This is a genomic window from Synechococcus sp. A15-28 (assembly GCF_014280175.1).
GTDB lineage: Bacteria > Cyanobacteriota > Cyanobacteriia > PCC-6307 > Cyanobiaceae > Parasynechococcus.
Map to the genome: position 1 here is coordinate 1,282,957 of NZ_CP047931.1, position 9,571 is coordinate 1,292,527.

A 9,571-nucleotide genomic window follows, 5' to 3' on the forward strand; every position below is an offset into this window, starting at 1 on the left:
ATGGCCCTGCGCTCCCTCCCTGTCGTTCTGACCGCTGCGCTTCTTGCTGCTCCAGCTGCAGTGGCAGAAACGGTCCAGCTCACACTCCTTAATGGCGACACCATCAATGCCGAGCTGGTTCCCGAGGAAAGCACTGATGAGGTGAAGGTGCTGGTGCATCCCCAACTCGGACGTCTGGAGGTGAGCCAGGACGCCATCAAGCCTGTCGAGAAGCCCCCCGCCTGGACGTCGACGATTTCAGGAGGCATCAACGCCGGCAATAAAGATGGAGATGGAACCTTTACAGCCAACATCAGCGGCACCAGCAACTACAAAAGTGACACCGACAGGTTGAAGATCCAAGCTGGCTTGAACTACAGCAAAAACAACGACAAGGGAAAACCGACTGAAGTCAAAACCGATAAGGGAATGGCAAACATTCGCTATGACCGCTTCCTGAACAAGACAGTCACTCTTTACGCGAAAAGCGACTATCAATACAACGGCTTGAATGATACCGGCGTCAACGTGGTCGAAGGCTCAGTCGGTGTCGGCTTTCCTCTGATCAACACCGAAACAACAACATTCTCGCTCTCACTTGGACCTGCATTGCATTGGAACGAGGGAGGCAATGATTGCAGCAGCGACGAGTACTGCGGAAACACCTACGCAGGTGGCAGCTTCATCACCGCACTCAGCTGGGCTCCGAACAAATCGTTCAAGTTCAATATTGATAACACCCTGTCGGCCATGGCGGCTGATGAAATCAAGCCGACGAATATATTCAGTGCCGCGGTCAAGTTCTTTCCGTCCTTCGACAGCGGTTTGTTCACCTCCCTTAAGTTTGTATCCACATACAACAGCATGACTACACCCGAAAGCGATAACCGCATCACCGGCCAGGTGGGCTTCGAGTTCTAATCCATGATTCATCCACCCCTTGATACCAAAGCTCTCCGTAGGCTATTCACCAAACCCTATGGAGAGCCGGGTCCAACACCCGATCAATGGAGAGCGGTCTACGCCGAGGACGTTCACTTCATCGATCCAACCCAGGAACGGCAGGGTATTGAGGCTTACATCAAGGCGCAGGATGGATTGATTCAGCGGTGCGACGACGTCTTCCTCGAAACAAGCAATGTCTCCATCACTGGGGAGCTTGCCTTCGTGGAATGGCGAATGGGCCTCAAAATCAAGGGTGTGGAGTTCATCTACCCAGGGACCACTCGTCTTGTCTTTGGGGACGACGGCCGCATTGTCAAGCACCGGGACTACTTTGACTTTGTCGGTCCCACCTTTGGCCCGGTTCCAATTCTTGGGTCGCTGACGCGCTGGATTTACGAACGATTCGTATCTTGACTTGTCCCCCACATTCGTAACTGTTGGGTAATGATGTTGATGAACTTCATTACCCGATGGACCACGAGCTCGACAAGGTAATCGCCTGGATCGATGACAGGGATGCTGAAGCTGAGCAGTGGCTCAATGAGCAGGCGGCTGAGCGTTTTAACCTGCGCGCCGAATCAGAGATGAGCGACTACATCCAAACCATTCTCTCGTCGGACCTGCTGCCTGACTGAGGCGGCAAATCCACGACGGCACAACAACTTGCGTCGTTGCTGCCTGCAAGGGTCATCTCAACGGATGCGCTAACGGGCAAGTCGTCATCGCGCTGAACCATTCAAAGACGGCTCCATGCCTTGACGAAGGATTTGCTCAACTCCACCGCATCCATCCAGCCACCGGAGATCTCCTGAACCAGGTCAGGCACGCCATGAAGGTTCAATCCAATGGACAGTCCACACGGTCCCGTGGTGTGAAGAAAGTTGAGAAGGCCGTGCAGCCTCCCTTCAGCGGCTTCAACGTCTGATCAGCAGCAACCAGTCGCATGACCCTCGGAACACTCTTCCTGGAAGCGATGTCAACTGGTGTGATCACCAAAGGCGAAATGGCATGGATCACCGTGCATCAGAGTGAGTTCAACCGGACGGAAGAAGCGGTCGCTCTACGCCTGGGCCGGCTCATCGATGAAGGCAGCATTCAAATGGGATGCCGTATGCCAATGAAATGACGTTGGAGTCAGAAGCGACATTCACGGAACGAACGAGCCGAGCAAAACAAATTCCAGCAGGCTTTCGAAATGCGGTTGAACTTCATTCCCATTCATGTGTTTCGAGAGACGCCGGCTGTCACTTTTTTTGATGCAGGTGTCTCAGGAAGCAATGGCACCGATGTTGTGGCGCACCACAGTGCAGCAACCTCACCCCCTGATATCGACGGCTCAGAGCAGTACTACATCCACAAACATCAGATCGACCACAATCTGGTTCTGACCGGTGAACGGGTGTTCACTCTCTTGAATCCATCATGGGATCAGCCACACCACGTCATTCATCTTGTTCGCGCCATGGGGGCACTACAGATCCCCCTTGGAACGTATCACCGCTCCGTGTCCGAAGAGGACGGCAGCCTCGTGTTGAACCAATCCATACGGGATCCGGACTTCGACTACGCCACTGAATTCATCCCGGTCAAGCTCAGCGAGCATCGTGATCTGGTCGATGCAAAAAGCAATTCACCCTGGGTGTGGACCTGGCGCGATGGCCACATCTGTCGACATCACAGCATCAGCGGAGGGAACTGCGTTGCCGTCTGCGATGTCCAAGGCGCTTGACCAATCGCTCACGGGTACCGGGGTGACGCTGCTGCTCAACCATCACCAGCCGCCAGCCCAGCCAGGAGATGTCCATCAGGATCGACAGGACGATCAACAACGAAACCATCACGGATCAGAGGCAGAGACTGCTGGCCCAGAGCTCTTCGTCATTTCCAAGGTGATCACGCACGCATGTCGTGACGCATGAACCGTCGTCAAGCGAGCAGTGCGTGATGCACTCCATGCAGGCTTCGACGGCATCCCAACGGCGACGCTCCTCAGAATCCAAGGATTTAAGAGATCACTGACTGAGTTTTACGTCAGCAACTGCTGACTGTCTGCATTTCAGTGAAGAGGCATGAAGACCTCTTAGCGCTGGCCATCCTCATGCAGGCTGCATTCCAGCAAAGCGGCGTACAGCAACCGCTGCAGGGCCTGGAGATCCTGCTGCTCCCGCGGATCGGGACCACCAGGCCATCGCTCCAGGTAGTAAGCCACGGAACGGTGCAACAGACGAATGGCGTCGGCATCCAGATCGAACTGAAGCCTTGGAGCTGGATCAGTCATGGAGGAATTCTGACGCAGCCACACCTTGACGCAGCCACGGAATCAGAGTAGTACATGCGTACCTATCGTCGAGATGAGTCCTTGGACAAGTCAACGGATCTGCACTGGGCCACCCTCAACACGGGAACGTTGCGCCCAAGCCGGTCGGCCATGGTGTGCATCACCTGCCAACAATTCCGCCACGCCCTGAGTGAGGACGGAACCACGATTCCTGCCTGCACCCGGCACGAACGACTCTTACCCCAGGGCTCACATCTGAACCATCGCTGCCATCAGTGGATGCAACGTCTTGAACATGAGATTGGTTGGTGCCCAGAAGCTGCCTGACTCGAGCGCTGAAGAAACATCATCATCACTCTCCCAAGAAACGGTTTCTACATTTTCATCCGCTACTGACATCGGAAACAAAACCAAGTCTCGCCTGACGCCCTTGACCGATTTGTGACCGTGGTCATGTTGACCGTCGGAGTTGGCCGTACTCCTGGTCTGATTGGGGCAAGGCCCAACAAAAAGCCCCAACCTTGCGGTGGAGGCTTTCCGATTCAGTTGATCTGAATCGCTTGTTCTATTCCCGAGGGAACAGGTTGATTCCAGATCAACCGATGGCAGGAGCCTGCAGAGCCACAGGAGTGGACTCAACGGAAGCCAGGTCGAGGGGGAAGTTGTGAGCGTTACGCTCGTGCATCACTTCCATACCGAGGCCGGCACGGTTCACCATGTCAGCCCAGGTGTTCAGGACGCGGCCCTGACTATCCAGGATGGACTGGTTGAAGTTGAAGCCGTTCAGGTTGAAAGCCATGGTTGACACGCCCATGGACGTGAACCAGATGCCGACAACAGGCCAGGCGCCCAGGAAGAAGTGAAGGCTACGGCTGTTGTTGAAGGAGGCGTATTGGAAGATCAGGCGACCGAAGTAACCGTGGGCAGCCACGATGTTGTAGGTCTCTTCCTCTTGGCCGAACTTGTAGCCGTAGTTCTGGGACTCGGTCTCGGTGGTTTCACGCACCAGGGAGGAGGTCACCAGGGAGCCATGCATGGCGGAGAACAGGGAGCCACCGAACACACCTGCAACACCCAGCATGTGGAAGGGGTGCATCAGGATGTTGTGCTCAGCCTGGAACACCAGCATGAAGTTGAACGTGCCGGAGATGCCCAGGGGCATGCCATCGGAGAAGGAGCCCTGACCGAAGGGGTAGACCAGGAAAACAGCCATCGCAGCAGACAGCGGAGCGCTGTAGGCGACGCAGATCCAGGGGCGCATGCCCAGGCGGTAGGAGAGTTCCCACTGACGGCCCATGTAGGCGGAAATGCCGATCAGGAAGTGGAAGCACACCAGCTGATAAGGGCCGCCGTTGTACAGCCACTCATCGAGAGAAGCGGCTTCCCAGATGGGATAGAAGTGCAGGCCGATGGCGTTGCTGGAAGGAACAACAGCACCGGAGATGATGTTGTTGCCGTAGATCAGGGAGCCAGCGACAGGCTCGCGGATGCCGTCGATATCAACAGGGGGTGCTGCGATAAAGGCGATGGTGAAGCAGATGGTGGCCGCCAGAAGGCAGGGAATCATCAGCACACCGAACCAACCCACATAAATGCGGTTGTTCGTGTCTGTGACCCAGGAGCAGAACGCTTCCCAGTTGCTCTGGCGTCCGCTGCGAATAGCGGTGGACATAACAGAAAAGAAGACGGATAAACCTCACTCCAGACCAGGAGATCGGTCAATCAAGACTATGGAGAGGAGTGATGAATACCTGGTTTTTCAACATTCCGACTCAGGACTAAATACAACTTTATGAAGTGCTTCATGAAGCGTTCATGAAGTTGCTTGAAGCAACCAGCGGCGCGAATCCTGCAGGAACAGGTTCCAGTTGAGACGTTCCTCCTCCGCTGCTTTGGCCACCAGCAAGGGAGCCCGCTGCCGCAGCTCGGCGAGGTCAGGCTCGCTGACCCCTGCACTCAGAGCCAACCAATCGGCCATGGAGCGACCCACAACCCGAGTCAGGTAAGCGGCGCTCAAGGCCTGCATGGAGCCGGCCATCAACCAGCTGCCTCCATCCAACTTCGCCAGTCCCAGCAGGGTCTGCCCCGTCCACTCGACGACCCCCTGGGCAAGGGCAACGCGGGCCAACTGGCCAGCCGCCTCCTGGAGCAGCTCCACCTTCGCCGTGGAGCCCCAGATTGTGGCCATCTCACGAATCATCAGTCCATTGGCCACCGCGACGGCCAGGAGATCAACGCTGGCCAGGGGCGAGGCGAACACCGAGCCGGCCACGATCCACTGTGTACGGCCCTGCAGTTGCTGAAACCGGGCCCAGCGCAACTGCTCCAGTTCGGCCTGCCAGGACTGATGCAGTCTCCGAAGCAGACGCTGGCGGGTTTCAGAGGTCAGCCCAGCCTTCTGAAGCTCGCTTCGAATCGGAACAAGGGCACTCCGCAGGTTGGCCTCTTCCTTGTCCAGAACCACCATGCGCTGCAGCCAGCGATCATCGAGCTGCAGCGTCAGCTCGCTCCGAATCGCGTTGGGAGATTGCCCCTGCCCCGATCGCACCAGCAACCATGCCGGCTGCTCACAGGGCAGCTGCTGAAGCCAGAGGAGATCGGCCGCCATCAAGGGTGCCGACAAGCTGAACAGGATCAGGTCCTGATCCTCCAGACCTGTGGGCCAGACCCGTTCACCGGCATGGGACACCAGGGGATGAGCCAAGGACAGTTCCAGAGGCTTCGAACCGGCCAGGGCCCGCTGAAGAGACTCCAGCGAGGGACGACTCGCGGCGTCAACACACACCAACGCCAGCTTCAGCGGCCCATCTCTATCCAGGACCTGCTGCAACCTCAGGCGCCGCTGTTGCCCTCCCCCCGTGTTGTCACCTTCAAAAGCCTCAAACTGCTCCAGTACGGAACGACAGCGCTGAACCCATCCCTGAGCGGAGGTGGGCTCCTCGAAGCGGGGGGTCCTGGAGCGACGACCGATCCAGACAACCCCGGCACCCGCGGCCAGCAGACCCAGTCCTCCGCCGGGAACATGCAGGAGGTCGCTCACCAACCACTGACCCAGCAGCAAGCCGCCACCGGCCAGGACAAGCGATCCTGCCAGGGCGAGGCGAGGCGGCCAGAGGGGAGCCAGCGACAGCGGAAGTTTCAAAGCAACGCCGGGACTTCGAGTGGTTGTCTTAGCCCAGAGAGCGCTCAGAAACCAGAAAGACCGGTCAGAGCGTTGACTTCTCCATACCGTATGAATGTTGCTGCAAACGATGGATGGCCATCGCCCTGGAAAGCCAAGGAGGCGGCAGGTCCGGTGACCGGCGTTCCGATGTGCGGCGGGTGCTGATGGTGGCCCTCGGGCTGAACATCAGCATGTCGCTGTTGAAATTGCTTGTGGGTGTGCTCAGTGGCTCACTGGCGGTGATCGCTGATGCCATGCACAGCGCCACGGACGCACTCTCCAGCCTGACGGGGTTGATCACCAACAACCTCTCCGACCCACAACCGGATCGGGATCACCCCTACGGCCATCACAAATATGAGGCGATCGGGGCCCTGGGGATTGCCGGATTCATCCTGTTCACGGCGCTGGAAATCCTGCTGCGCTCCGGGGAACGGTTGTTGGAGGGACTCCCGCCGATCCGCGTCGGCGGGCAGGAGTTGATGCTGCTGGTGCTCGTGCTGGGCTTCAACCTCCTGCTGGCGGGCTATGAGCACCGGGAGGGCCGACGCCTGAAAAGCGCGTTGCTCAAGGCCGATGCCCAGCATGCCGCCAGCGACGTGTGGACCACCGTTGTGGTGTTGCTTGGCATGGCGGGCGCCCTGTGGCTGCAGGTCTCATGGCTGGACATCGCCCTGGCGATTCCGATGGCACTCCTCCTGATCCGGGTGTGCTGGCAGGTCCTGCGCCGCACCCTGCCCTGGCTGGTGGATCACATCGCCATCGCGCCCGAATCAATCCACCGGGAAGCCATGGCGGTGGCCGGGGTGATCAACTGTCACGACATCGCCAGTCGCGGGGTTCTGGGTCAGCAGGTGTTCATCGACATGCACATGGTGGTGGAAACCAACGACCTATCCACAGCCCATCGCATCACCGAACTGGTGGAGGAGCGACTCGATCGCGTCTTCGGACCGGTGCGCTGCACGATTCATCTGGAACCCAAGGATTATGTGGAGGACGGGATCACCTACACAGGCACCCATGGTTGATCCGGACAATCCACTGGACGGGCTGACCGGTCGACAACGGCAGGCACTCCAGAACCTGCTTAGCGACGTGCGCAGCTCCCTGGCCTGGTCATGGCAGCTCCCTGTCCTGATCCGACAGCGCTGCTGGCTTCGTCTGGAAATGATTCCGTTGGGAGATCTGCACCGCTGGCTACCTCCCGACGGTCGCGAAGACGCACCGGAACTGGCGCGTTACCGCGAACTGGTGGCGCAGGGATGGTCACCACAGCAGGCTCAGGAGCAGTGCTGGCAGGAATTTGGCGACGATGCATGCCGCACTGCACTGCAACGGTTCTGGGCCAGTCAACAGGAGCGACAACACGACTGGACCATGCAGCGCTATCTCGCGTTGATCAGTCGCTACAGGCAATCGATCGAATCAGGAATCACCACCATTCCGATGCTGGTGCTGCCCCGAGCTGGAGCAGCGACAGATCATCAGCTGCACTGGGTTTCGGACAGCACACCGCCGATGCGGCACACTTGCGCCTGATTCCAGGCCATGGGCCATGAGTGATTCCTACGGTGAACCCCAACAGCAAGGGGCTCAAGGCGACGATGTCCGCGGCCAGGGTGGACGAGGCGGTGCCCGTGGTGGCCGTGGTGGTGGCAACCGCGAAGGCGGCGGCTTCCGCATCCGCCTCAGCGAAAACGAAATGCGTTCCGCCCGGGCACTTCAGGAGGCCTTCAACCTTCGCTCCACCGTCGCCGTCCTGGGCTTTGCCCTGCGAACCCTGGGGCAGATGCTTGAAGACGGTCAGCTGGATGAGTTGATCGAACAGCAGCGCAATCAGGCCCCCCGTGGCCGCCGCGACGGCGGTGGTCGCGATGGTGGCGGTCGCGATGGTGGTGGACGAGGACGACGCTCGGATGATGATCGCCAGGCCGGTCGCGGTTCACGACCCGACCCCTTTGCACGTCCATCCAAGCCTCAGCCAGAGCCGGAGCCAACACCAGAGCCAGAGCCGGAATCCACCGCCGATGCTGCCCCCGCAGACCCCTCGGACGAAACTCCGATGGACCTTCCCAGCGAGGAGGAGTCCAAGGAAGCAGCCCCTGAGGCCTGATCCATGGGGAGACCGAGGGTTCTCTCTGGAGTGCAGCCGACCGGTGCCCTGCACCTCGGCAACTGGCTGGGAGCGATTCGCAACTGGGTTGATCTCCAGGAGAGCCACGACACCTTTGTCTGCGTCGTGGATCTTCACGCCATCACCGTTCCCCACGACCCGGCACAGCTTGCTGAAGACACCCTCAACACCGCGGCGCTGTATCTGGCCTGCGGCATGGATCCTGACCGCTGCTCCATCTTCATCCAAAGCCAGGTTGCTGCCCACAGCGAGCTCTGCTGGCTGCTGAATTGCGTGACTCCGCTCAACTGGCTTGAGCGGATGATCCAGTTCAAGGAAAAGGCTGTCAAACAGGGGGACAACGTGTCTGTTGGCCTCCTGGATTACCCCGTGTTGATGGCGGCAGACATCCTTCTCTACGACGCCGATCTCGTGCCGGTCGGGGAAGATCAGAAACAACACCTGGAACTGGCGCGCGACATCGCCCAGCAGAGGATTAACGCTCGCTTTGGAAGCGAGGACCAACCGGTGTTGAAGGTGCCCAAACCCCTCATCCTCATGGAGGGCGCCCGGGTGATGAGCCTTTCGGACGGTCGCAGCAAGATGAGCAAGAGCGACCCGAACGAGGGCAGCCGCATCACCCTGCTGGACCCGCCCGAACTCATCACAAAGAAGATCAAACGGGCGAAGACCGATCCAGAGAGAGGACTTGAATTCGGCAATCCCGATCGTCCTGAAACAGACAATCTCCTCGGCCTCTACGCCATCCTCAGCGGCAAGGGCCGCGACGCAGCAGCTCAGGAATGTGCCGAGATGGGATGGGGCCAGTTCAAACCTCTTCTGGCAGAGGCTGCCGTGGCCGCTCTGGAGCCGATTCAGACACGCCACAGAGAGCTGATGGCAGATCGCATGGAGCTCGATCGCGTGCTGGAGAAGGGACGCGATCAAGCGGAATCGGTGGCCACCGAAACCCTGGAAAGAGTGAGAAACGCCTTAGGCTTTGCCAAGCGCAGCTGATATCACACTGCCGAAGTAATCAGCCCAGCTGATCAGATCAGCTCCAACAAGCAACCATTCCCTCAAGCCCGGG

General features: G+C 58.8%; 15 protein-coding genes. 10 read left to right on the forward strand and 5 right to left on the reverse strand.

Features of this window, described 5'->3' with window-relative positions:
• The 5 genes from SynA1528_RS07320 to SynA1528_RS07340 all read left to right on the forward strand — a co-directional run bounded on the left by SynA1528_RS07320 (nucleotide 1) and on the right by SynA1528_RS07340 (nucleotide 2,653).
• Nucleotides 1-900 (forward strand): DUF481 domain-containing protein, encoded by a 900-nt coding sequence (locus SynA1528_RS07320; protein ID WP_186586192.1) that lies wholly within the window; start codon nucleotides 1-3, stop codon nucleotides 898-900.
• A gap of 3 nt (nucleotides 901-903) precedes the next feature.
• Nucleotides 904-1,338, forward strand: coding sequence for a nuclear transport factor 2 family protein (locus SynA1528_RS07325; protein WP_186586193.1), 435 nt, complete (start codon nucleotides 904-906; stop codon nucleotides 1,336-1,338).
• A 23-nt stretch (nucleotides 1,339-1,361) separates the two neighbouring features.
• Nucleotides 1,362-1,559 (forward strand): hypothetical protein, encoded by a 198-nt coding sequence (locus tag SynA1528_RS07330; protein WP_186586194.1) that lies wholly within the window; start codon nucleotides 1,362-1,364, stop codon nucleotides 1,557-1,559.
• A 308-nt stretch (nucleotides 1,560-1,867) separates the two neighbouring features.
• Nucleotides 1,868-2,050 (forward strand): PM-15 family protein, encoded by a 183-nt coding sequence (locus tag SynA1528_RS07335; RefSeq protein ID WP_186586195.1) that lies wholly within the window; start codon nucleotides 1,868-1,870, stop codon nucleotides 2,048-2,050.
• A gap of 69 nt (nucleotides 2,051-2,119) precedes the next feature.
• A complete protein-coding gene (locus SynA1528_RS07340; protein ID WP_186586196.1) occupies nucleotides 2,120-2,653 on the forward strand; it encodes a hemagglutinin in 534 nt (177 codons plus the stop codon).
• On the opposite strand, the gene SynA1528_RS07345 is transcribed toward SynA1528_RS07340, so the two are convergent.
• The 3 genes from SynA1528_RS07345 to SynA1528_RS07350 all read right to left on the reverse strand — a co-directional run bounded on the left by SynA1528_RS07345 (nucleotide 2,607) and on the right by SynA1528_RS07350 (nucleotide 3,202).
• On the reverse strand, nucleotides 2,607-2,762 hold the full coding sequence (locus SynA1528_RS07345) for a hypothetical protein (protein WP_186586197.1): 156 nt from the start codon (nucleotides 2,760-2,762) through the stop codon (nucleotides 2,607-2,609). The genes SynA1528_RS07340 and SynA1528_RS07345 overlap by 47 nt on opposite strands.
• A gap of 6 nt (nucleotides 2,763-2,768) precedes the next feature.
• Complete coding sequence (locus tag SynA1528_RS13365) at nucleotides 2,769-2,879, reverse strand: DUF8642 family protein (protein ID WP_502707743.1); 111 nt, start codon at nucleotides 2,877-2,879, stop codon at nucleotides 2,769-2,771.
• Between the two features lie 125 nt (nucleotides 2,880-3,004).
• Nucleotides 3,005-3,202: a hypothetical protein gene (locus SynA1528_RS07350; RefSeq protein ID WP_186586198.1), complete on the reverse strand. Its 198-nt coding sequence runs from the start codon at nucleotides 3,200-3,202 to the stop codon at nucleotides 3,005-3,007.
• Between the two features lie 54 nt (nucleotides 3,203-3,256).
• On the opposite strand from SynA1528_RS07350, the gene SynA1528_RS07355 reads away from it, so the two are divergent.
• The gene (locus SynA1528_RS07355; RefSeq protein WP_186586199.1) at nucleotides 3,257-3,529 is read left to right on the forward strand and encodes a galactose oxidase; all 273 of its coding nucleotides are present in this window, start codon (nucleotides 3,257-3,259) and stop codon (nucleotides 3,527-3,529) included.
• A gap of 268 nt (nucleotides 3,530-3,797) precedes the next feature.
• Here SynA1528_RS07355 and psbA read toward each other — a convergent pair whose 3' ends face one another.
• Together psbA and SynA1528_RS07365 are read right to left on the reverse strand one after the other, a co-directional pair.
• Nucleotides 3,798-4,874 (reverse strand): photosystem II q(b) protein, encoded by a 1,077-nt coding sequence (gene psbA, locus SynA1528_RS07360; RefSeq protein WP_186586200.1) that lies wholly within the window; start codon nucleotides 4,872-4,874, stop codon nucleotides 3,798-3,800.
• A 141-nt stretch (nucleotides 4,875-5,015) separates the two neighbouring features.
• A complete protein-coding gene (locus tag SynA1528_RS07365) occupies nucleotides 5,016-6,344 on the reverse strand; it encodes a YcjF family protein (protein WP_186586201.1) in 1,329 nt (442 codons plus the stop codon).
• Between the two features lie 113 nt (nucleotides 6,345-6,457).
• On the opposite strand from SynA1528_RS07365, the gene SynA1528_RS07370 reads away from it, so the two are divergent.
• Genes SynA1528_RS07370 through trpS form a run of 4 tightly spaced genes read left to right on the forward strand, consistent with a single transcriptional unit; the run spans nucleotide 6,458 to nucleotide 9,498 of the window.
• Complete coding sequence (locus SynA1528_RS07370; protein ID WP_186586202.1) at nucleotides 6,458-7,396, forward strand: cation diffusion facilitator family transporter; 939 nt, start codon at nucleotides 6,458-6,460, stop codon at nucleotides 7,394-7,396.
• The gene (locus SynA1528_RS07375) at nucleotides 7,389-7,907 is read left to right on the forward strand and encodes a hypothetical protein (RefSeq protein ID WP_286187772.1); all 519 of its coding nucleotides are present in this window, start codon (nucleotides 7,389-7,391) and stop codon (nucleotides 7,905-7,907) included. The genes SynA1528_RS07370 and SynA1528_RS07375 overlap by 8 nt, the downstream gene beginning before the upstream one ends.
• 16 nt (nucleotides 7,908-7,923) lie before the next feature.
• Nucleotides 7,924-8,481 (forward strand): DUF8668 family protein, encoded by a 558-nt coding sequence (locus tag SynA1528_RS07380; protein WP_186586204.1) that lies wholly within the window; start codon nucleotides 7,924-7,926, stop codon nucleotides 8,479-8,481.
• A gap of 3 nt (nucleotides 8,482-8,484) precedes the next feature.
• The gene (trpS, locus tag SynA1528_RS07385; protein WP_186586205.1) at nucleotides 8,485-9,498 is read left to right on the forward strand and encodes a tryptophan--tRNA ligase; all 1,014 of its coding nucleotides are present in this window, start codon (nucleotides 8,485-8,487) and stop codon (nucleotides 9,496-9,498) included.
• Nucleotides 9,499-9,571: the final 73 nt, after the last annotated feature.

What these genes read in the sequence shown, in the direction of transcription:
- SynA1528_RS07340 (WP_186586196.1), top strand. Translation starts at nt 2,120, where the DNA reads ATGCGGTTGAACTTCATTCCCATTCATGTGTTTCGAGAGACGCCGGCT.
- SynA1528_RS07350 (WP_186586198.1), bottom strand. Translation starts at nt 3,202, where the DNA reads ATGACTGATCCAGCTCCAAGGCTTCAGTTCGATCTGGATGCCGACGCC.
- SynA1528_RS07375 (WP_286187772.1), top strand. Translation starts at nt 7,389, where the DNA reads ATGGTTGATCCGGACAATCCACTGGACGGGCTGACCGGTCGACAACGG.
- SynA1528_RS07355 (WP_186586199.1), top strand. Translation starts at nt 3,257, where the DNA reads ATGCGTACCTATCGTCGAGATGAGTCCTTGGACAAGTCAACGGATCTG.
- SynA1528_RS07325 (WP_186586193.1), top strand. Translation starts at nt 904, where the DNA reads ATGATTCATCCACCCCTTGATACCAAAGCTCTCCGTAGGCTATTCACC.
- SynA1528_RS07370 (WP_186586202.1), top strand. Translation starts at nt 6,458, where the DNA reads ATGGCCATCGCCCTGGAAAGCCAAGGAGGCGGCAGGTCCGGTGACCGG.
- trpS (WP_186586205.1), top strand. Translation starts at nt 8,485, where the DNA reads ATGGGGAGACCGAGGGTTCTCTCTGGAGTGCAGCCGACCGGTGCCCTG.
- SynA1528_RS07335 (WP_186586195.1), top strand. Translation starts at nt 1,868, where the DNA reads ATGACCCTCGGAACACTCTTCCTGGAAGCGATGTCAACTGGTGTGATC.
- SynA1528_RS13365 (WP_502707743.1), bottom strand. Translation starts at nt 2,879, where the DNA reads ATGGAGTGCATCACGCACTGCTCGCTTGACGACGGTTCATGCGTCACG.
- SynA1528_RS07345 (WP_186586197.1), bottom strand. Translation starts at nt 2,762, where the DNA reads ATGGTTTCGTTGTTGATCGTCCTGTCGATCCTGATGGACATCTCCTGG.
- SynA1528_RS07320 (WP_186586192.1), top strand. Translation starts at nt 1, where the DNA reads ATGGCCCTGCGCTCCCTCCCTGTCGTTCTGACCGCTGCGCTTCTTGCT.
- SynA1528_RS07380 (WP_186586204.1), top strand. Translation starts at nt 7,924, where the DNA reads ATGAGTGATTCCTACGGTGAACCCCAACAGCAAGGGGCTCAAGGCGAC.
- psbA (WP_186586200.1), bottom strand. Translation starts at nt 4,874, where the DNA reads ATGTCCACCGCTATTCGCAGCGGACGCCAGAGCAACTGGGAAGCGTTC.